General features: G+C 64.2%; 20 protein-coding genes and 2 tRNA genes. 6 read left to right on the top strand and 16 right to left on the bottom strand.

Annotation, left to right across the window (positions count from 1 at the left end; translation table 11 throughout):
- Both ACK4I0_RS11410 and ACK4I0_RS11405 read right to left on the bottom strand, forming a co-directional pair.
- The coding region (locus tag ACK4I0_RS11410) for a hypothetical protein (RefSeq protein ID WP_409611042.1) at positions 1 to 119 on the bottom strand (119 nt) is incomplete at its 3' end.
- Between the two features lie 38 nt (positions 120 to 157).
- Positions 158 to 850, bottom strand: a complete 693-nt coding sequence (locus tag ACK4I0_RS11405) for a family 16 glycosylhydrolase (RefSeq protein ID WP_409611040.1) — start codon at positions 848 to 850, stop codon at positions 158 to 160.
- A gap of 176 nt (positions 851 to 1,026) precedes the next feature.
- Here ACK4I0_RS11405 and ACK4I0_RS11400 point away from each other — a divergent pair, with 176 nt between their 5' ends.
- Positions 1,027 to 1,896 carry a glycosyltransferase gene (locus ACK4I0_RS11400; RefSeq protein WP_409611036.1) on the top strand — a complete coding sequence of 290 codons (870 nt, stop codon included), beginning with the start codon at positions 1,027 to 1,029 and terminating at the stop codon, positions 1,894 to 1,896.
- Here ACK4I0_RS11400 and ACK4I0_RS11395 read toward each other — a convergent pair.
- Positions 1,893 to 2,240 carry a winged helix-turn-helix domain-containing protein gene (locus ACK4I0_RS11395; protein ID WP_409611034.1) on the bottom strand — a complete coding sequence of 116 codons (348 nt, stop codon included), beginning with the start codon at positions 2,238 to 2,240 and terminating at the stop codon, positions 1,893 to 1,895. The genes ACK4I0_RS11400 and ACK4I0_RS11395 overlap by 4 nt on opposite strands.
- Before the next feature lie 191 nt (positions 2,241 to 2,431).
- Here ACK4I0_RS11395 and ACK4I0_RS11390 point away from each other — a divergent pair, with 191 nt between their 5' ends.
- Positions 2,432 to 3,970 carry a lipopolysaccharide biosynthesis protein gene (locus ACK4I0_RS11390; RefSeq protein WP_409611032.1) on the top strand — a complete coding sequence of 513 codons (1,539 nt, stop codon included), beginning with the start codon at positions 2,432 to 2,434 and terminating at the stop codon, positions 3,968 to 3,970.
- A gap of 67 nt (positions 3,971 to 4,037) precedes the next feature.
- Here ACK4I0_RS11390 and ACK4I0_RS11385 read toward each other — a convergent pair whose 3' ends face one another.
- From ACK4I0_RS11385 to ACK4I0_RS11370, 4 genes are all read right to left on the bottom strand, one after another.
- Positions 4,038 to 4,691 (bottom strand): hypothetical protein, encoded by a 654-nt coding sequence (locus ACK4I0_RS11385; RefSeq protein WP_409611030.1) that lies wholly within the window; start codon positions 4,689 to 4,691, stop codon positions 4,038 to 4,040.
- 102 nt (positions 4,692 to 4,793) lie between these two features.
- Complete coding sequence (locus ACK4I0_RS11380) at positions 4,794 to 5,594, bottom strand: serine protease (protein WP_409611028.1); 801 nt, start codon at positions 5,592 to 5,594, stop codon at positions 4,794 to 4,796.
- Positions 5,595 to 5,852: 258 nt separating this feature from the next.
- Entirely contained in the window at positions 5,853 to 6,572 is a 720-nt protein-coding gene (locus ACK4I0_RS11375; RefSeq protein WP_409611026.1) for a hypothetical protein, read from the bottom strand.
- Positions 6,569 to 8,299: a glycosyltransferase gene (locus ACK4I0_RS11370; protein WP_409611024.1), complete on the bottom strand. Its 1,731-nt coding sequence runs from the start codon at positions 8,297 to 8,299 to the stop codon at positions 6,569 to 6,571. The genes ACK4I0_RS11375 and ACK4I0_RS11370 overlap by 4 nt, the downstream gene beginning before the upstream one ends.
- Positions 8,300 to 8,442: 143 nt before the next feature.
- Between ACK4I0_RS11370 and ACK4I0_RS11365 the strand changes: the two genes are divergently transcribed.
- The 3 genes from ACK4I0_RS11365 (at position 8,443) to ACK4I0_RS11355 (ending at position 11,782) form a co-directional block, all read left to right on the top strand.
- On the top strand, positions 8,443 to 9,531 hold the full coding sequence (locus tag ACK4I0_RS11365) for an acyltransferase family protein (protein WP_409611022.1): 1,089 nt from the start codon (positions 8,443 to 8,445) through the stop codon (positions 9,529 to 9,531).
- A 98-nt stretch (positions 9,532 to 9,629) separates the two neighbouring features.
- Positions 9,630 to 10,811, top strand: coding sequence for a glycosyltransferase family 2 protein (locus ACK4I0_RS11360; RefSeq protein WP_409611020.1), 1,182 nt, complete (start codon positions 9,630 to 9,632; stop codon positions 10,809 to 10,811).
- Positions 10,808 to 11,782 (top strand): glycosyltransferase family 2 protein, encoded by a 975-nt coding sequence (locus tag ACK4I0_RS11355; RefSeq protein ID WP_409611018.1) that lies wholly within the window; start codon positions 10,808 to 10,810, stop codon positions 11,780 to 11,782. Before ACK4I0_RS11360 ends, ACK4I0_RS11355 begins: the two co-directional genes overlap by 4 nt.
- On the opposite strand, the gene ACK4I0_RS11350 is transcribed toward ACK4I0_RS11355, so the two are convergent.
- From ACK4I0_RS11350 to ACK4I0_RS11335, 4 genes are all read right to left on the bottom strand, one after another.
- Positions 11,765 to 13,549: an ABC transporter ATP-binding protein gene (locus ACK4I0_RS11350; RefSeq protein WP_409611016.1), complete on the bottom strand. Its 1,785-nt coding sequence runs from the start codon at positions 13,547 to 13,549 to the stop codon at positions 11,765 to 11,767. The genes ACK4I0_RS11355 and ACK4I0_RS11350 overlap by 18 nt on opposite strands.
- Before the next feature lie 564 nt (positions 13,550 to 14,113).
- Positions 14,114 to 14,527, bottom strand: a complete 414-nt coding sequence (locus ACK4I0_RS11345) for a helix-turn-helix domain-containing protein (protein WP_409611014.1) — start codon at positions 14,525 to 14,527, stop codon at positions 14,114 to 14,116.
- Between the two features lie 32 nt (positions 14,528 to 14,559).
- Positions 14,560 to 15,381 carry a LysR family transcriptional regulator gene (locus ACK4I0_RS11340; protein ID WP_409611012.1) on the bottom strand — a complete coding sequence of 274 codons (822 nt, stop codon included), beginning with the start codon at positions 15,379 to 15,381 and terminating at the stop codon, positions 14,560 to 14,562.
- Between the two features lie 351 nt (positions 15,382 to 15,732).
- A complete protein-coding gene (locus tag ACK4I0_RS11335; RefSeq protein ID WP_409611010.1) occupies positions 15,733 to 16,830 on the bottom strand; it encodes an acyltransferase family protein in 1,098 nt (365 codons plus the stop codon).
- Positions 16,831 to 17,057: 227 nt separating this feature from the next.
- Between ACK4I0_RS11335 and ACK4I0_RS11330 the strand changes: the two genes are divergently transcribed.
- A complete protein-coding gene (locus ACK4I0_RS11330) occupies positions 17,058 to 17,246 on the top strand; it encodes a hypothetical protein (protein ID WP_409611009.1) in 189 nt (62 codons plus the stop codon).
- Positions 17,247 to 17,626: 380 nt separating this feature from the next.
- Here ACK4I0_RS11330 and ACK4I0_RS11325 read toward each other — a convergent pair.
- The 5 genes from ACK4I0_RS11325 to ACK4I0_RS11305 all read right to left on the bottom strand — a co-directional run bounded on the left by ACK4I0_RS11325 (position 17,627) and on the right by ACK4I0_RS11305 (position 20,675).
- Positions 17,627 to 17,703, bottom strand: a tRNA-Pro gene (locus tag ACK4I0_RS11325).
- Between the two features lie 55 nt (positions 17,704 to 17,758).
- A complete protein-coding gene (locus ACK4I0_RS11320; RefSeq protein ID WP_409611007.1) occupies positions 17,759 to 18,238 on the bottom strand; it encodes a DUF192 domain-containing protein in 480 nt (159 codons plus the stop codon).
- A gap of 25 nt (positions 18,239 to 18,263) precedes the next feature.
- A complete protein-coding gene (locus ACK4I0_RS11315; protein ID WP_409611005.1) occupies positions 18,264 to 18,809 on the bottom strand; it encodes a cold-shock protein in 546 nt (181 codons plus the stop codon).
- Between the two features lie 99 nt (positions 18,810 to 18,908).
- Positions 18,909 to 20,498 carry a histidine kinase famiy protein gene (locus tag ACK4I0_RS11310; RefSeq protein ID WP_409611003.1) on the bottom strand — a complete coding sequence of 530 codons (1,590 nt, stop codon included), beginning with the start codon at positions 20,496 to 20,498 and terminating at the stop codon, positions 18,909 to 18,911.
- A 102-nt stretch (positions 20,499 to 20,600) separates the two neighbouring features.
- Positions 20,601 to 20,675, bottom strand: a tRNA-Glu gene (locus tag ACK4I0_RS11305).
- Positions 20,676 to 20,694: the final 19 nt, after the last annotated feature.

Below are 20,694 nucleotides of genomic sequence, written 5' to 3'. Positions count from 1 at the left end.
TCCAGCCGCTCGATCTTGGATGGATCCTTGTCGACACAGACCACCTCATGGCCGAAGTCGGCGAAGCACGCCCCAGACACCAGCCCCACATAGCCGGTCCCGATCATCGTCACGCGCATGTCAGTTCTCTTGGCCGGGGGGCTGCGCCTGCTGCTTCTCAGGTCAGGCGGTATCCATGAAGGGTCATCTGGGTGTCGATGTGACGCCATCGGCCTGCCCACGCCACGTCCCGGGCCGGCCAGATTTCGGCATAGGGCTTTAGGCCGTGAAAGGGGAATGTCGAGCGGAGATCCGAAGCTTTCAGAGAGAAGATCTCGACTCCATCGACAAGCCAGGCGATTTCCTGCCCTGCACTGTAGCGCACAGCATAACGCCGCCGACCGGAAAAATCGCCGGCGACCTTCCGCGTGAACGCGTTGAATGCGCCTTTCGTGTGCACCGCCAGCTGGAGCCCCCGGTCGCCCACAACCTCAAAGTCGATTTCATGAGCCTCGGCGCCGTAAAGGTACAGGGGCGCAATGATCAGCCCCGGTCGGCCGCTCGGCAGGGTGGCGTCAATTTCAAAAAGGCCCTCGGTGCGTCTCTGGTCGTCATTGGCCTGGACGGACGCGGCGGCGCCAGGGGTGACGCGCAGGGTGAGTTCGCCTGCCGACAGGCTGACATTGGCCGACCGCCAGGGGTAGACGCCGCCCGCCTTGTCCCAGGTCGCAGGGGCCCAGGGGTTGGACCAGTCATGGGCCCGGATCGGTCCCTCCATCGGAGGCAGGAGGTCGCGGCCGGACAGGCCTTCCGCCCGTCCACACCAGGCGCCGGCCTGCGTCGAGGCGCCCGCCGTGCCGGCCAGGGCCATGATCACGCTTCGCCTCGACAGCCGCCAGGTCAATCCTCGCCTCCAGTTCCTTTTGTTCGCCGGCTCACCCTAGGCTAGAGACGACAATCCGTGTCCGTCTATCCCTGACGGAGGCGCCGAACCAGCCGGATATCGAGACGACATTGCTACGACAGACCGCAACGCGCATCCGACAAATGCTCTGGCCGTGGGTTCTTCGATATCGCGCGGCCAGGATCGCCGCCCGCCTGGAACGCCAGAGGGCCTTCCGTCCCGGCGAGCCCCACGGGCTGAACGTCGAACTTATCGTCTCGCTGACGTCCTATCCCAAGCGGTTTCCCACCCTTCATCTCACCATCAAGAGCCTGCTCAACCAGAGCCTCGCCGCTGACCGTACGATCCTCTGGCTTTCCCCGGGCGAGAACAGGCTCCTCCCCCCGGCCGTCCGCGACCTGCAGTCGGACCGGTTCGAAATCAGGGTCTATCCGCTGGACCTCAGATCCTACGCCAAGATCATTCCCGTCCTTGAGCAGCATCCTGACGCGACCGTCGTCACGGCCGATGACGATCTTTATTATCCGGTCGACTGGCTGAAGGACCTCGTGGAGATCGCCAGGCGGGATCCCAAGGTGATCGTCTGTCACAGGGCCCACAAACCGGCCTACGACCTCGACGGCAGGCTGAAGCCCTACAGGCAATGGAGCTGGAATGTGCCTCATGCCAGACACGAGCCATGCCTCTTTCCCACCGGGGTCGGGGGCGTGCTCTATCCTCCCGGAATACTTCACCCTGACGCCGTGGACAGGGCCGCTTTCACCGCTCTTGCCCCGCATGCCGATGACGCCTGGCTGTTCTTTATGGGCCGGCTGGCTGGCGCACGGTACACCAAGACTCCTCACGACTTTCACCTGGTCACCTGGCTCGGCAGCCAGACCACGTCTCTGATGCAGCATAATGTCGATGGCGACGGAAACGACCTGCAGCTTCAGGCGCTGGAAGACCGCTATGGCCTCCTGGGCGCGCCCCGAGCGGACCGGAAGACGCTCCTGAGCCCGTCAGGCGGCTAATCGCCCATTGTCTCAAGTTCGGGATGTCGGAGGAGGTAGCCGGCCCCCGCCACCGTGCTCAGAACATCGGCCGATGAACCCAGCTTGCGCCGCAGCCTCATCACCATGACATCCACCGAGCGGTCGCTCGGCCCTGAAGGCCTGCCCCGTGTCGCCAGGCGCAGCTCGTTACGTGACAGCGGCCTTCCCCGCCAGGCGGTCAGGACGATCAGCATATCCATCTCGCCTTCACTGAGGCCGATGCGGCCGCCCTCCGCCGACCAGAGACGCCTGGATCCGACATCCAGCCACAGGTCGCCGATCCTTACCCGGCTTATGTCATTCGACAGGGCCGCGCCGCTCATGAGCCGACACGGCGAACCCCGGCGCGGCCCGGCTCTTGCAAAAAGCGATTGCGGTCGTGCAAGTGCGGCGGAATGAACCCCGACGGCCGCCCCGCATACCGCTTGAGGCCGTCTGAAAACAAGCGCCGCACGGCCGTGACCCCATCCAGTAGAGCCACTCCTAGCCAGCCCTTCGCTCCCAGAAAGATCACGTGACCCCCCGCTTCAAGATCAAGCGTCCGCCGGCCGCCCCTCGGGCCTACGAGTTCGATCCGCCCACCCGTGACGCCGGCGCCAGCATGGTCTCCGGAGTGTTCAACTCCACGATGGCGCAGATCGTCAAGGTGTTCTGCCAGATCGCCTCCGTGCTCGTGCTTTCGCGCATGTTGAGCCCGGCCGATTTCGGGCTGATCGCGATGGCCAGCCCAGTCTATGGCTTCGTCTATCTGTTTCAGGATCTGGGCCTGGGTCTGGCGACCGTGCAGCGGCCCAACCTCACCCATGCCCAGGTGACCTTCTTCTTCTGGCTCAACCTCGCCATTGGCGGCGCGCTCGCCCTCGTCATGGTGATGATCAGCCCGCTTGTGGCGCGATACTACGGCGCCCCGGAGCTTGGCCCGCTGGTGGCCGCCATGGCGCTGCTGCTCCTGATCTCCGCCGCTGGGGTCCAGTCCGGCGCAATTCTGATGCGCCGCATGCAGTTCAGGGCGCTCGCCATCAACGGCGCCCTGGGCGCGCTGGCCGGCCTGGTGGCGGCCGTCATCGCCGCCGGCTTCCTCCAGAACCACTGGGCGCTCTATTTCGGCATGCTTGTCGGAACGGCCCTCCCTGCCCTCGGGGCCGTCATAATCGCGGGCTGGGCGCCCGGCCGCCCGGCCATACCCGAGGGTGCGCGGTCCATGCTCCAATTCGGCGGGGGCGTGACCGTGTCCAATGTGTCTCATTTTCTGGCCCGAAACGTCGACAACGTCCTGATCGGGTGGCGTTGGGGCGAGACAGACCTGGGACTTTACGACCGCGCCTACAAGCTGCTGCTCTTCCCGCTGCAGTTCATCGCCGGACCAACCATGTACGCCATGGCGCCCGTGCTTTCCCGTCTGGACAAGGCTCCAGACGAATACAGGCGGATCTTCACAACCGCTGTGACCCTGCTTCTGCTGGTGATCTGGCCGGGCGTCATCTGGGCCATGGTCTTCAGCGCCGAACTCGTACCGCTCCTCCTGGGCCAGCGCTGGTCCGGCGTTTCGGCGATTTTCTCGGCCCTGGCCCTGGCGGGCCTCCTGCAGGTCCTCAACGGGGCGCCCATCCCGCTGTTCGTGAGCCAAGGTCGTACCAATGAGCTTGCGAAATGGGGGCTGTTCCACGCCGCGACATGCCTGGCGGCCTTCGTCATCGGCCTGCCTTTCGGCGTCGTCGGCGTCGCAATCGCCTACGCCGTCTCGGAATGCGTCCGCACACCCTTGATATGGCTCTATGCAACGCGCCGAGGGCCGGTCAGCTTCGGACATGTCATCCGGAGCATCGCGCCCTACGCGGCCGGTGCAGCGGCTGCGGCGGCGAGCCTGCTGGCGCTACGGATCGCCGCTCCCCCGCTCCACGGACTGGTTCTCCTGTCTCTCGCCCTTGTCGTCGCCTACGCCACGAGCCTCGCCCTGGTCATGACGACGGCCAGCGGCCGGGCGACCCTGGGTCTGGGGCTGAGGTTCGGGGTCGATCTGGTGAAGCGTAAGGCGTCGCAAAAAAGCGGATGATTTCAGCCCCCGAGCGTTTCGGACCGTGCGGGCTTCTTCATGCAACCGGCGGTTCTGGCCGCGCGGCTCAGCCGCCTGGAAGCGCGAGCCCGTCCCGGCGAAGTGCTTCGACATCGGTGATGCCCGATCGCAGGGCCAGCGCCTCTACGCCTGCAGCGTCAGCCGGGGCCGGTCCCGTCTCGCCCTCCACCGTCAGAGCGTCGACCGCCGCACGTTCCGCCGCCAAGGGACCGGTCATGGCGGGGCCGGCGGTCAGACCAGCCAAGCCCGCAGTCGAGGGACCGCCGGTCAACCGTTGAACCCGGTCCATAGCCGCCAGCCGACGGGCGGCTTCCTCGGACAGGCTGACTCCGGCCTCCCTGACATCTGGACCAACGTCCACCGAGTCGGTCCGCGCCCTGACATAATCCCCGTCGGCGATCACAGAGGCGTACAGGCTTCGGGCCTCGTCCAGCCGACCGGTGCGGGCATAGGTCGCCGCGAGGTTGAAGCGCTGCAGAGAGCTTGAGCGGCTCACCGCCGCCTTCTCCATCAGATTGGCCGCCGACCAATAGCGTCCGCAGGAGAAGGCGCTGCGGCCGAGGACCGGTCCCCGGTCCATCGGCCGCTCGGCGCCGGTCAGCGCTGTGATTGTCTCGCGTGCATCGCAGGGATCCGCCAGCGAGGGCGTGGCCGCAGCGAGCGCGAATAGGGAAGCCAGACCGGCGAGCGTGCAGCGCATATTGGAAACCCGTAGACGAAGTGAAGGTTTTCTTAACCAACCTCCAACGTTTCGGCCGGGAACCGCGTTCCGTCAATGCATTTCGCCCGTGGGGCGCAATCCTCAGGGCCCGCTCCACTCCAAGGCCAAAGCGTTGACCGCCCCAGGGATGGCGGACGCGCGCGCCGTCCGCCTCGGCGCAGGATGACCGTCTAGAACGCCGAGCGTCTCGCGCACGAAGCGTGCATGTGTCACGATGCCTATATCCATCCGTTCGCGCTGGACTTCGACCTGCTGGGTCAGAAGGCCGGCGATCACGGCGGGTCGGCTCCCGGCTCGACCTCGCTCGGGTGCGCGCAGCACCGGACCGCCGGAGTTGCCGGGGAAGACCGAGAAGTCCAGCAGGAAGGTCGGCGAACCGGCCCCGCCGGCGGGGTATGAGGCAAGCCGGCCCGTTCTCATGATCGGAAAACCTGCTGCATCGGACGACAGGCCGCGCGGATAGCCTAGGGCCAGGAACTCGTCGCCAGGGAGCACAGAGTCCCCGCCCCCATCATCATCGGCCAGATAGGCCTTGGGAATGGCCCTGTCGGCATATTCTTTCGGGACCCGCAACTCGATCAGAGCTATGTCCCGATCCGGGTGCGCCGTCCAGAGCGGACGGCCCTGGGCTGTCCGTATATCGACCTGGGCCGGGGCATAGGTCCATTCCTGCGCAATCTTGGCGCGGAAACCGACCTGAAGCCGGGGCTGAGTCATGCCTTCGAACACATGTCTCGCCGTGACGAGCACCACCCGAGGCTGTCCATCGGGCGCAACATCGGACACGAGAAACCCGGTGCCGATCGCCCGCTGGCGATTTCCGAGATCTTGCTCGATCATCACCGTGGCCTCCATGACGGAGACGGAGAAATCAGGTTCCATGAGACAGCTCCGGAATACGCAAGCTGTATTGATAACCGCCAAAACTGATCAAATCATTTCCGCACCCTTACTCGCCTGGTTACCATCAGTATTCACAAATCGATAACCACGTCCCACCTGATCCTGGCCAACCGGATTCAGCCGTAAAGGACAGCGGGCGTCTGCATTTCTGATTCATGGACAGGTCGTCGATGGGCTGCAGCACGACGGCCAGTTTCGCAGACGCCGGCCCTGGCCACTGTCGTGCGCGAAAGAACCCTATCCGGCGAGACGCTGACGCAGCCTGCTCGCAAGGCGGCGGAGCAGCGGCCCGCGCAGGACGCGTCCACCTGGCGGCGCAAGCGCGACCACGGTGTCGCTCAGTTGTTCAATGCGGAGCCCGAAAAGGCCGCCGACCTGCGCCCAGTCCTCGACAGAAAAGGCCCACCGCGGATTGGCGCCGGGCGCGCTCGTCACCCACCCGAGCCCCTTCCGGTCCGTGAGTATAAGCCCGTCCCGCGCAAGCCGGGATTGATAGTGATCCAGCATCTGCAGCAGGTGCGTTCGGCAACATCCGAAGGCAGTCGGATTGTTATCGACGATGAAGTCGAACTCCGCCGGCCCCGGCGGAGACGTGTCGCCGTACTTGTTAAGCGCATGGACGGCATATCCGGGCAGGTTCAGACTGTTGCCATGAGCCAGTTCTGCAGTCGATATGGTCGTGCCTATGATCGTCCGCCCAGGCCGGGCGAAACGCCTCGCCAGGCCTGAATTGCCGACCCCGACGTGAAGGATCCGGCTGCTGGGACGAACGAGGTCGGCCAAGACGTTCTCGATGCGCACCTGATCTTCCGTCGTCGGCCGATCAGTCCAGTCACGCCAGGCCTCCACCTCGTCGGTTCCCGGCTCGCAAACCTGCCCACAGTCTGTCGGAAGCGCCGCAAAGCGCCCGCTGAAAAGTCGCTCCGCTTCAGACCCATGGAGTTTCTGATCCATCATCCAGCTCCTCCGCTGGCCACCGCCCAAGCTCGCAAACGATGCTTGCTCGCTGCCAGCCACATGTAAATCTCCGGCCAGCCGGTCTTCAACCAGAAGCGTAGGCCGCGGTCCGAACGCAGGATCTCAATGCGAGGCGCCTGCAAACGATCATCAGCCAGGCTGAAACGGCGCGGCGTGAGGGCGAAGGCGGCGGCGTAGCCCGCCGCACAGACCGCTTCACGCGCGTCCGCGCCCACCCGACCATAGGGATAGGCGAAGTACCGCGGTCGCGGCAGACCCATATCCGCCAGATCCTGTGCCGCGCCGGCCGTCTCCGCCGCCAAGTCGACTCCTTTGTCGAGCAGGCTGTGGTGGGTGCGCGAATGGGCGCCGATCTCTATGCTGGACTTGCGCACGCCCTCCAGCCCCGTAGCGTCGAGCAGGTCCAGCGCTGACGCCCCCTTTTCCCGATCCCATTCATTCGTCAGGGAGTCGATGCCTGTGACCGCGAAGGCCAGGGCGGGAACGCCTCGCGCGCGCAGCCGCGGCGCCGCCTCCGTGAGCAGGTCGCGATAGCAGTCATCAAACGTCAGGAGGACGGCGCGGGGCGGAAGGGTTTCCCCCTTATCGATGTGGGCGGCGAACTGGTCCCCGCTGATGAATCTGAAGCCGCGCTTGATCAGGCTGTCGAGATGCCACTCGAACTGGTCCGGCGGCACGGAGTACCCGGCCAGCAACGGGTCGGCGGAGTGGTCAGCTATGGCGTGATAGCAGAGAATCGTCGCCGAAGGCCGCCGCAGCCTCGCCTCGGCCTTACGCACGCCGCGCCAGTAGATCAGGTCCCGCACGGCATAGAAGGCCTTGGCGCCGTACCCGCCCGGCCCCGTCGGCAAACCCGCCAATCCTCCCGCCAGGGCGCCGGCGATAACACCCGCGACGGAAGCCAGTCCGGGGATGGCCGAGGCCTGGTAGACAAACTTGCGCTGCTGCGCCGTCCGCCCCCCCGGCCGGAAGAGGTCGGCGGCGCACTTTGGATGCTTCCGGGCCAGGCGAACGTCGGCCGCCCCAGCCTGACCCCATTGCCGCAGATAGGTCTGCGGAGAGACGACATAGCGCTGGCGGCTGACCGCTCGGGGATTGAAGACGACATTTGCGACTTCGGCCAGGCGCAGGCCGAACTCCGTGTCTTCGTTGCCGAAGCTGCCGCCCCGCGTGAAGCCCTCGTCGAAACCGCCCAGCGCCAGGAAAACGTCCCTCCGGACCGAGAGCTGCCCGGTCAGGACATCGCCTGCCCGAACCTGGCCCTCCCCAAGCAGGCGCGCACGGCGCTCTTCTGCCCAGTCAGAGAGACCGCGGGTCAGGAAACCTGGCCGGGAGGACGGATGGACGGGTAGATGTCCGACTACCGCCGACGCTCCGGATCGATGGGACGCGTCATGCTCAGCCAGCAGGTCTGGAGACGCCTCCATGTCGTCATCAAGAAACAGAAGTAGTTCACCCTGCGCCTCGCGAGCGCCGCAATTGCGCGCAGCCGCGGCTCCGGCGTTGGCCTGGCTGACGATCCTGAAGGGAAACTCCAGCTCCAGTCCTGCCAGTGCGTCCACCGTGCCGTCAGTCGATCCGTCGATGACCACAATGATCTCGAAGGAAGGAGCTTGGCGAGACCTTGAAAGGGCGGCGATCGCCAGCGCGACGAGTTCACGCCGCTGGTAGGTCGGAATGACGACTGAAAAGCGGAATCCGCCCATGTCCGGTTCAGCTTCTCTCTGCAAGACAGTACACCCTAGCGCGGATTTCGCGCGAACGCTGCCCGGCTTCAGGCAGCATCGCAATATGGACGTAGCCGCCGGCGGTCGTGTAGGCAGGCGATCATCCTGATGGAGTCGGCCCCTTGCTGACGCCCCCTCCCGGACATCGGCCTGAGCGGCCCTACCACCCCAGGCTCGACGGACTGCGGGGCCTCGCCATACTGGCGGTGCTTGCCGAACATCTGGTGTGGTCCGAAGCGGTGACGGCCTGGTCGCCGGGCATGATCGGCGTCAGGACCTTCTTTGTCCTCTCCGGCTTTCTCATCACATCCATACTGGTCGGGCAACGCGGAGGCTCACTGCCCAGGTGGAAGGCGGCCGCAACCTTCTTCATGCGTCGGGCTTTGCGGCTCTGGCCGGCCTATTATCTGGCGATCGCCCTGGCTGCCCTGTTCGGCATCGCAGAAATGCGATCTCACTGGCCGGCGCACGCCCTCTACGTCACAAATTTTCTTGTGGCGCATGACCAGCGCTGGATCGGCGCCGGCCATTTCTGGACGCTGTCGGTCGAAGAACAATTCTATCTGCTGTGGTTCCCGATGGTGGTGCTCGCCCCCCGGAAATGGCTTCTCCCGGTCGTTGTCGGGGCCTTGGCCGCAGCCCCTCTCTACCGCATGTCGATTCCCTTGGGGGCCAGCGAGTTCAGCGCCGTCCTCCTGCCGGGCCAGATCGACAGTTTTGCGACGGGCGCGCTGCTCGTTCTCTGCATGCATCGTCCTGGACTGCGCCCGATCGACCGCGTGATCGGCCGGCCCGCGATCCTCTGGACAAGTGTGGCGGCGGTGGTGCTGCTCAGCATTCCCGCCCAAGTCGGATATGGGTCGCCTGTTCTGGACTGGGTGCTCATGCCTGTCCTGGTCAATATCGCCGCAGCCTGCCTCGTACGCGCCTGCGTGACCTCCTCTCAGGATTTCACCGTGGTCCTGCAGCGCCCCTGGCTCGTTCATGTGGGACGCATTTCGTACGGCCTGTACATCTATCATTACTTCATGCCGCAGATCCTCACGACGGATCGGCTCGGCCTAGCCGCCGCCTCAGGTCTTGGCGAGGTCGCGACCCTGGCCATCGTCTGGATCACGGCGTCCTTCATCGCGGCCGAAATTTCCTGGCGGCTTGTCGAGAAACCCGCCCTGAGGCTCAAGTCCGCCGTCTCTCGCCCGGGTGTGGACTGAGGGAAAAAAGACTGTCGCGATCGCGGGTCACCGTGGCAAAGGACTTGCAGCCTGCACGTCCTGATTGTCCGGACTGTGCCAAATGACGAGACGGGATAATGGATTCCGCTGAAAACGCTTCACCCTTATACGGGTCTGCGCGTCGACGGCGGGAAGGCCAGCCGCCCGACGGCGTCGATCCGGGGCCCGGCCCGCTCGTCTCGGTCGTCCTGCCGGTTTATAATGCGGCGGAGTTCGTCGGATCAGCGGTCAGGAGCGTACTGGACCAGTCTTACGGGCGGATCGAATTGCTTCTGCTGGACGACGGCTCCACAGATGGCTCGACCGATATCCTGTCGGACCTGGCCGGAAACGATCCGCGCATAAGGCTGATTTCCCGCGAGAACCGGGGACTGGTTGCGACCCTCAACGAAGGGCTTGCTCTCGCGAACGGCCCCCTCGTCGCCCGCATGGACGCCGACGACATCGCCCATCCCGAACGACTGGCGAGGCAGGTCGCCGAGTTCGCGGCGGACGAGGGGCTGGCGGCCTGCGGCACGGGCTACGACATCGCAAAGGCCGGCCGCATCATGCGGCGGGCGCCGGAGCCGCTTCAGACGCCCGAGACCCTGACCGTCCTGTCGATGTTTTATACGATCTTCATCCATCCCACGGTCATGTTCGACCGCAGGGTTGTCGGCGAAGACCTGCGCTACGATCCGCGCTATCCCCATGCGGAGGATTTCGAGCTGTTCCGGCGCATTGCCCGCCGGCACAGGTGCCGTCTGATCCCCGACAGCCTGCTCGTCTATCGCGTACATGCCGAGAGCGTCACAGGCCGGCATCGCCGCGAGATGAGACTCACGCATCTGCGCATTGTGACGCAGAACCTCCGCGACGATGGGTTCGAAGGCCCCCTGGAGCCGCTCCTGGCCTTCGGTGAAACGCCCCATGCCGCCTTGGCCCACAGGGTCGGCGAGATCTGGCGGGACCTGCAGGGGCAGGCGGCCCGAAAGCCTTCATCATTGAGCGGCAGCTATGCCGCCGGCCTGCTGAATCTCTTTTACTTCATATACGACCTGCTGATCGACCAGGCGGATCCTGTCGCCACCAGCGCTTTCCTGGACGGGGCGGAAGGCTGGTCCAGGATTAGGCGGCGCGAAGCCCTCGCCCTGCGGCTAGATCGACGTTTCGCCCACGGCGCCTCCCCGCTCGTGGCGGCGAGCCGCAGGATCGACGACGCCGTCTTCACACTCAGATCCAGCCCGATCGCGGTCGGACATCCCGGATTCGCCACATGACAACGGGTCCCATCCCCTCCGTGAGCGTCATTGTTTCTACGCGCAATCGCGGCGGGAAGCTTGAACAGTGCCTTCGTTCGATAGAGCGGGCCTCATCCCGCGCCGGCGAACGGCCGGTCGAGCTTGTCGTCGTCGACAATGGATCCACAGACGCCACGCCCGACCTGCTGCGCCGTCTCCAGCTTGGACCCGGCGTCCGGCTGATCACGCTGAGCGAACCTAGGCCAGGCCTGTCTTGCGGACGCAACCTGGGCCTCGCGCATGCGAGCGGAGATTTGCTGGTCTTCACAGATGACGACTGCGAGATGCACCCCCAGTATCTGACGGACCTTCAGCGATACTGGCGGCGGGACGAACGCGACATCATACGGGGCGGACGTGTCGAGCTCGGTGTCGCGACGGACCAGCCGGTGAGCATCAAGCTCTCGCCTGATCGGGAACGCCTGGGGCTGACCAGCGCGCCGGGCGGCTTCGTCCTGGGGTGCAATATGACGATGTCGCGAGCGGTAGCCGATCGCGTCGGGCGTTTCGACGAGCGGTTCGGAGCCGGGGCGCGCTTCATGGCGGCGGAAGACACGGACTATCAGCTTCGGGCGATCAAGGCGGGCATCGAGGTCGAATATGTGCCCGACATGACGATCATCCATCACCACGGCCGCGCTTCGCGTCAGGATGCTCTGGCGGTCAACCGCGGCTACAATATAGGGAACGGCGCCCTCTATCTGAAACACGCCCAGAGCGCGCCATGGCTTCTTCGCCACTTTTTCTGGACCTTGAAGGGGGGGGTCAAGGAGTGGTTCGGCGGTCCCCTATTCGACCCTTACGTGAGGGTGTCGCACTGGCCGATCGTGGCGATGAATCTTGTCGGCGCTTGGCGCTATGTGCGGCTGGCTCTCCGGGCTGAAGGCGGCTCCGCCTCAAGTCCGCGTGGCGCACGGGTCGGCGCCGGAGATTTACGCTCCGCCGGATGACGCCCTGAGAGCATAGAGGTCGTCCATATCCAGCCATTGGGAGTTTCCGATCTCAAACGGACCCGTGGCAAGTCCGTCCTGCAGCACCACCACGTCGTCGCAGCCGGCAAGCGTGGTCCGGTGATGGCTGATCAGGATTGTGGTGCCGTGACCGGAGCGCTTCGCCAGCGTGGACAGGATCGCGGCCTCCGAGAGACCATCCACGGCGTTGGTCGCCTCGTCCAGGATCAGGATGTCGGGCTGCCGCACCAGCGCGCGGGCCAAGGCGATGCGCTGCCTTTGGCCGGCGGACAGGCTGAGCCCCCTGAACCCCACGACGGTCGAATACCCTTCCGGCAGCGCCATTACGAACTCATGGGCTTCAGCAAGCTGCGCGGCTGCGATGGCGTCTTCGCGCGTGGCGCTCTCCGCGCCGTAGAGGATGTTGTCCAGAATGCTGGCGTCGACGAGCTCCAGGTCCTGGCTGGCGATCGCAACAAGGCGCCGCCAGTCCTTCGGGTTCATCGTATCAAGGGGCACGTCATCGACCCAGATTCGACCCGACGTCGGATCGACAAGTCGGCACAGCAGGTTCACCACGGTGGTCTTGCCGGCGCCGGAGCGTCCTATGAGCGCTGTCGACCGGTTCGGTCGGATGTGGAAGTCAGCCCCCCTGAGCACCAAGGCCCTGCCGCCGTCGGACGGAGACGCATAGTCGTATTCCACCGCCTGGAACCGGATCTGTTCCTTTGGCGGGAAAGCCGGAGCGGCGCCTTGCGGCGCGACCGGTCGGCCGTGAGGGTCGAGCAGCCAGCTCACCTCCTCTATGGAACCGAGTTGGGACTGAAGCTGGCTCCATGAGGACTGGACTCCGCGGATATAGGGCTGGAGCCGATACAGCAGGACCACGAAGGCAACCACGAGAGGAAAGCTGACGCCCGCCGCCCAAGCTCCGACCACAATGGCGAGGAACAGCCCCGCGTAGAGCACTTCGGTAAGCGGCCCCAGGAGAGCCAGCCTTTGTTGAACCGAAAACGCAGCCCGGCGGACCTGGTCCGATGCGGTGTTGAATGCCGAGCGCTCCCGGTCCTGCATATTGAAGACCCGGATAAGCTGACCGGCGTGGACAAGATGCAGCATTCTCGCTGCGAGCCAGCTGTTGCGCTCCGCCACATGACGCCCCTTACGCCGGAGAGCTGAGGACACGGCGGCGTGCAGCAGGCTGATCACCGCGACGCCCAGCCCCACGAGGAGCGTCATCTGCCACGAGAGCGCTAGCAGAAGAGCCGCCAGCACCACCGCTGCGCAGGCACTCACCACCATTGACAGCATGGCGTTCACGGCGTCCGAAACGCTCCAGGACTCATTAGAGATTATGTTGAGAAGCCGGCCCGGGTCTTCCTGACGCAGGAATGGGAATCCGACCTGGAGCAGCTGGTCAGAAAGACTGCGTCTCACCGCATGGCCCGCGTGGCCGTATATATAGGCCGTCAGCACGCTGTTCAGAAATGACACCGCGTTTTTCAGGCCGATCAGAATGAAGACGGCGCCGGCGATGACCGCAAGTCGCGCGCCATCATCCAGGCCAGCGCCGATCGCCTGCAGTCGAGCGGGAAGTCCGCCGGCGGCGCCGGCGGCGTCGGCGCCCATGATTATGCTCAGCATGGGGATGACGAGGCCGATGCCGAACCCCTCGAGGGCGGCGGCGATCAGCCCGAGGCCGATGACTGCGGGCAGCAGCCGGAGCTGGCGACGCGCGGGCGGCGGCAGGCGGCTCAGCACGGACATGAACTTGGTCAGAATGGCCCCTGCCCCTTCCTTACAACGGCGTCAGCGGCGGCACGCTCTCGGCCATACGTCAACACAGCGATTGGCGAACCTCAATCTTGCGAGGGCTGTCGCCCTGTTCGGCCCGCGTCACGCGTACGCCAAGCCCGATCCGCCCGTTCGGACCTACGTTGAGCCGGGCCGAGCCCGGCCTCCGCCTGGACCGCCTGTCGCCCGCGCCGGCCGGAATCCATCAATCGATCCCTGTCAGCCTCCCAGGCGCAGCGAAGCGCATCCGCCATGCAGACCGCCGTCCCACGGGCAAGCAGAGCGCCATGGGCGTCCACCCGGCGCCATGCCCATCCAGTCTGGTCACACCCGCTGACCAGCAGCATCGCCTCCCCATCAGCCTGACCCATTTTCCCCGTCCCAGTTTTGGAAATACGACAGGGCTTCGCAAGATGCGAACCATCCGGTTCGGAGCCCCGCCCCCTCACCGATTCGTCTCTCTCTAGCGCATTGGCAACTTCACGATCCAACCCAGAGGACGGGGTCTATTGCACCGACGTAGGGCGTTGTCGCCGCCTATCGCATCGACCGGAGAAGGCCGAGCACCAGATGCTGCTGGTCTTCCTTAAGCGCCTTGAACAGGGTGAATAGCTCACGCGCTCCAGGCGTGTTTTCGATCTCTTCGAGAAGCGCCGCTCGGGAAGCGCCCGAGTGCGGAAGCAGGCTCAGGATCGGCGCGTCGAGACGTTCGGCGATGCGAAGGAGCATAGACACCGCAATGCGGGTATCCCCGCTCTCATATTTCTGGATCTGCTGATAGGTCACGCCGAGAGCGGCCGCGAGCTTTGCTTGACTGATGCTCCGTTGGATTCGCAGGCGGCGCACAGCTGCTCCCACCTCGATGTCATTTTCATCCGATTTCCGCCCCAGGCTCAGGCCGTGAGGATCTTTCGGACGGCGCCCGAGATTCTGAATCGGTCCCGATTTCATGGGCTCATCCAATCTTTGAAAGCTCGGGCCGCCTAAAAGGCGGCTTTGATATGCCGGGCGAATGCCTGAGCCGAGATCTTGTTCTGGCTGACGATCCGCATGAGCAGTTGCGATCTTGGCAGGAGAGGAAGACTGGCATGGCGATCCACGACTAGGTGAACCGGAACGGCGGATAGGGGCATGGCGGCGATCGCGCCTGCGTGTTCGATAAACGCAAGAACGTCCGCCTTCTGTCGGACATCGTAGCGTAGCGTCCAGCGACGCCGTGACCTTTCGAGCGCCTGCTCCACTGGCTTCTGGAGATGTCCTGAGTGGGCCAAGACGACGTCAGTCGCTCCAAATCTCCGGGCGTCGGCAGCCACCCAGGCCGTGTCCTCAGACGCTAGAACCTCGACGTCCAGATGGGGCCCCGTGCAGGATCTCGACAGTTCAATGTCGGCCGGCACGTCTTCCCCGCTCTCGAACACCGTCAGTCGAACGCGCCCATAACGGTCTCCAAAGCTCGAAATTGCTCTGGAGAGGATCGGGCACCCCGCACCCGGCCCGATGCCTATTCGCAGCGACCCGACCGGCGCATTCGGACTGATCGCCAGATGGGCCTCCTGATCGACGGCGAGCAGCCGCCGCGCAATCGGCAGGAGGGTGGATCCCGTTTCTGTAAGGCGGGAGGCTGAGCGCGACTCAGTTGCCCGTTGGAAAAGAGCGCCGGTGGTCCGCTCCAGCCTGTCGATCTGCAACGTCACGGCCGCCGGCGTGATGCCGAGCCGCCGGGCGGCCGAGGTGAAGCTCTTCAGATCGCAGACATGCACGAACACCTGCAGAAGTTTTAGTTCAAAGGTCTCGTGAACTGTCATCTGCCTACCAATGCCGACCGCCGGAGGTGTTGTAGCCGTGAGGTCGCAGCGCCTCGCTTCATGATCGACGACCAAGGTTAACAGCTGCTCATCGTCACGACCGGAGGAGCGTCAGACGTCGTTCCGACATTGCCGGACAATCACGCTCCCGGCTCCTTCCCCGAAACTCCACGTGCTTCAGCGTTATGTTGTTCGGCAAAGCCGTCGTGTGCCCGGCAGGAGAGCTTAAAGCCCGCTCCGCTTCTCGGGTCCCGGCTGGGTCTCGCACCACTTCAGGGCGCCGACAGGCCCGGTCATATTCTGGCCCAGCCAAGTCCCGGTCGGAAGGCCGCCAAGGCTCCCGCCCTGGCATTAGGGTGAGCGCTGAGATTTCGCACTGAGTTCCACGTGATTCTCAGAGAAGACGGCCCTCCAGGGCGATCGGGCAATCGCAGATGTGAGCCACCGTCTGGCGGCGGCATCCACTGGGTTCAGGAGGGCAGCCAGAGCCACGACGAGCGCCAGCACCGTCCAAGTCCCCATCAGTCCGAACGATGCGAAATCCTGCCCCAGAAAGTCCGCTGACGCGACCAGGAGAAGAGCCAGAACAGGGACATGGACGATGTAGACGCCATATGAAATCCGACCCAGGAACTGGAGAAGCGGCAGAGGCGTGATCCCCGTGCTTGAAGCGAGCAGGACCGGAAAGGCCAACATCACGATCAGCGGGTCGCTCACGACCCTATAGCCGGCGGGCACGGGAAGAAAAATGAGGACGGCGAGCACGCTGATCGACAGCCACCAGGGAATCACACGCTCTAGTTTTCCTGCGGCCCAGGCGCGGTAGATCGCAATACCTACGAAGAACGAAAACATGACCCGAGCAGCCCCCAACGGGAAGGTCGAGATGGATGATCCGACATCCAGGTCACCATGGAAAAACGCTACCGCAACCAACGCCGCGCTCGACAGGCCCAAAACCATGGCCAGGCGCCTCGGCGTGTAGAGGAAGGCAGTCAACGCGAGAATAATGTTCACGAACATTTCGAAAGACAGCGACCACGCTGGACCGTTGAGCGCAAACGCCGACCATGAATTCAAGGCATAGTGTTGTGGAGCCGGCAGGAACACGCCGTTCAACATCAGATTGACTATCAAGGCTGTGGGCCAGAGATTCCCCTCTATGATCGCAGCGTAAAGGTAGGCCAAGAAACCAAGCGCCAGACCCACCAGATAGAGTGGATACAGTCGAACAATCCGCTTTACCAGAAACGGAACGCCGGCCCGGAGTGATGACAGCTTTTCTAGGCTCGAGTGCGCGAGGACAAAACCGCTCAGTGCGAAAAATAGATCCACTGCCAGGTAGCCGCCGGGCATCAGACCATAGGTGGCTGGAGTGTGATAGGCTGCGACCATCAGCGCCGCGACGCCTCTTAGGCCGTCCATAGTGGTGAAGGTCTGACCCTTCATAGTTCCATCTCGCCGTGACTGTCGCCTGATGGCGATTGGTGCCGATAAGCCACGGGCAAGCTTCGCGCCACCTGACAGCTAAGGGAGCTTCTTAGACGTGCCGCCTTCCCATGGCTTGGAACGGCGCCCCGTCACAGGTCGCCGCCATACGCGAGCCAGCCCACCAGTGGAGACACTCGGCAATGCGCGGACTTGCTGCCGTTTAATATGCGCGCCAAATGTGATCGATGACCGACAACGAAATGATCGAAGCCCTTCTCGACATCGTCGATGACACCCGGACGGAAACGCCGAACCGCACCGAGGCTCTGGTGGTCCGAGGCTATGCCGCCAAGACAGGCCGACGCTCATTCAGGCCGACCAATGCGGGATGGAACCTTCTGGGTGAACGTGGACGCCGGTTTGATGTCGATTAACGACGTCTACGTGTGGACGTCATAATCACTAACGCTTCGCTGGGGCCCTTGCCATTAGGATTCCAGGTGGATTTTGCCCAATACGCGAACAGCTGAGTGGCGCCCCCTGCGAGCTGTCTCCACTCACTCGAGATGACGCTTGGCGGCGATGCAGGTGCAGCATCGACATCGAAACAATCGGCGACGGCCTCCGAATCACCACCGAAACGAATCATAAAACGCCTGAGTTCGTGATCAGCCGCGCATAAGACGTCGTGAACAGGGATGAATAGAGCTGAAACGCCAAGGCAGCGCCAAAAAAATCTGTGCCCCATATGTGCCCCAACCTAGCGTAAAGCTCACAGATACCTTGAGCTTAGGAGCCTAAAGGGCTGGATTATTGGTCGGGGCGGCAGGATTCGAACCTGCGACCCTCTGCTCCCAAAGCAGATGCGCTACCAGGCTGCGCTACACCCCGAACCGAAGGAGCGGCTTATTGGCATGACGCCGGGCCGCCCGCAATGCGTGAGCGCTCAGGGACGAAAGAACGGGTGGGTCACCATGTCGCCAGGCTTGGCGCCGATCTCGTCGGCGCGGCCGGCGCGCACTTCTAGAACGCCATTGGCCGCGCCGTAGGACGGGATGGGCGTGTCCGACATGGGCGTGACCTGTTTGGCGATCGAAACGATTCGGCCCCGCGGGTCGATGTAGATGATGTCCAGCGAGCTGGGCGTGTTGCGCATCCAGAAGCTCTGTTCAGTCGACTGGGGAAACTGGAACAGCATGCCGCGATCGTCGGGAAGAGGATCGCGATACATCAGCCCGCGTTGCCGCAGTTCCTCGGTGTCGGCGATTTCGACCAGGAACTCGTGGGCGCCGGTCGCGGTGGTGACGGTCAGTGGCTCCAGGGCCCGTCCGGTCGCGTCCACAGGGCCGGACGCCTGGGCGCAGGCGGCGGTTCCGGCCATCAGGAACAGAGCCCCCGCCATCAGTATGCGTCGCGTGAACTTCATGATCTCCGCCCTCTCTGGTCGGAACCTAGCCGCCCGGTCTGATCTCGGCCACCACAAGACCCTTGGGGCCCTGGGCAAACTTCACCTGAACCGCTTCGCCTGGAACCAGATCGTCCAGACCCGAACGGCGCAGCGTTTCAATGTGGACGAAGATATCGCCGGCGTCGCCGTCGCGCACCACGAATCCGTAGCCCTTGGTGCGATTGAACCATTTGACCACCGCCGGCTCCAGTGGGCCGTCGCCAGCGCCGAGGGGATCCAAGCTGCTCGGTCCTCTTGCTGTCTCGGGAAGCCGTCGCGGCGCAAGAGGAGCGTCGGTGTCTTCGATCTCGACGACTTCCGCCACTTGCCAGCCCTTTGGCCGACGGACGCAGACGAATTGGACTACCGCGCCCTCCGACGCAGTGTCCCGGCCCAGCCCGCGCAGGCTGCTGACATGCAGCAGGACATCCTTGTGATCCGTCTGCGTCGGGTCGTCGGGAACGATGAAGCCGTATCCCTTGCCCGCGTCGAACCACTTCACCTGGCCGGACAGGCGCACTGCGCCCTCGGCCTCCCCAATATCTGACAAGACGTAACCCCCGTCTGCGAAATGAGAGCAGACGGTTAATGCCTTAACACGGTTCCGCGAACGACGGAAAAGCGAAAAACGACGATTACAGGGCAGCCGTCAGGAAACGCCGTTCGGACCGTCCAACAGCAGGCGGACCTTGCGTGCCAGGTCGGCACGCCGATACGGTTTGCCGATCAGGTCGAAACCGCCGCGATCCTCCTCGTTGTCCAGCGCCCGATCGGCCCAGCCCGTGGTCAGGAGAATCTTCGCATTGGGACGACGGCGGCGAACCTCATGAGCCAGGGTCACGCCGTTCATGCCACCCGGCATGACTATGTCGGTGAACAGCAGATCGAACGCCTGGCCGCCCTGGATGCGATCCAGCGCATCGCGCGCGGTGTTGGCCGTGACGACCGTGTATCCGAAGTCGGCTAGGATCGACTGCCCCATCTCCATCACGTCGGGATTGTCCTCGACCATCAGGATGGTTTCGGCGCCGCCCTTGAGCTCGCGCTGCGGCGTGCGCTCGAGCGCGACGGCCTCGCCCGATACGGCGGGAAACAGCAACGACACCGTGGTGCCCCTGCCCGGCTCAGAATCCAGCAGGAGCTGGCCCTGGCTCTGGCGCATGAAGCCATAGACCATGGCCAGGCCCATGCCGGTTCCTTTTCCGACCTCCTTGGTGGTGAAGAAGGGCTCGGTGACCCGCTTCAGCACGTCTTCGTCCATGCCTTCGCCGCTGTCGGTGACGGACAGGCTGACGTAGTCACCAGGAGGTGCGCCCGCAGGGTGCCCCTCGTCTCCGACCGTCAGATTCGATGTGGCGATGGTGACGTCGCCCCCGCCGGGCATGGCGTCGCGCGCGTTGATCAGGATGTTCAGCAGCGCCGTCTCGGCCTGAACGGAATCAACGCGCGCCAGCTTCAGATCGTCCGACAGATCGGTGCGGATAACGACTTGAGAGCCCAGCGATCGCGCCGCCATGCCCATGGTCGCCTCTACCAGGCTGTTGAGGTTGGTGGGCCGGCCGTCCAGCCGCTGTTTGCGCGAAAAGGCAAGCAACTGGCTGGTCAGCGTTTCCGCACGGCGCGCGCCTTCCATGGCACGCTCCAGACGGCGGCGGACAAGTTCGTCTTGGGTCTTGTCGATGGCGCCCTCGACGTTGCCCATGATGACCGTGAGCATATTGTTGAAGTCGTGGGCGATGCCGCCGGTCAGCTGGCCTACGGCCTCCATCTTCTGGGCTTGGCGCAACGCGTCTTCGGCGTCGCGGCGGCGCGTGACATCCAGCTGAGAAGCGAAATAGTAGACCAGCCGCCCGTCCGGGGCGAACACGGGGCTGACGAACAACGCGTTCCAGAAAGCCGACCCGTCGCGTTTGTAGTTCAGGATTTCGACCGCAATGTCGGTGCGGTCCTCGATCGCCTGACGCACCTGGCTGACGGTGTCCCGGTCTGTGCCCTGCCCCTGCAGAAACCGGCAGTTCCTTCCCAAGATTTCGGCGTGCGAATAGCCGCTCATCTCGACGAACGCCGCATTGGCGAAGACGATCGGGTTGTCGGGCAGATTCGGGTCGGTGACGATCATCGGCATCCGCGTCATCTCGACGGCGGCGAAGAAGATGTCGTCGGTTCCGCCAAAGCCTTCGGCGGTGACCATGGGATGGTGCGGCTGGCCGACCGGCGGCTTTTCGGGCGTGTCTGTCATCTGGCGTCCTAGGGCGGCCGGTCTTCACCGGTTAAGCCAAATCCGTGAGCCCTGCAAAGGCTCCGAGGTCGCATAGCGATGTCAGGAAAATTATCTCCCGCGTGGCAGTCCCTAGGGGAATCGAACCCCTCTTTTCAGGTTGAAAACCTGACGTCCTAACCGATAGACGAAGGGACCGCTGCGCGGGAGAGCCGGC

It is taken from the genome of Brevundimonas sp., assembly GCF_046295775.1.
Taxonomy (GTDB): Bacteria; Pseudomonadota; Alphaproteobacteria; order Caulobacterales; family Caulobacteraceae; genus Brevundimonas.
The sequence above is the reverse complement of the archived record's forward strand: the minus strand, read 5'-3'. Positions and strand labels throughout refer to the sequence as shown.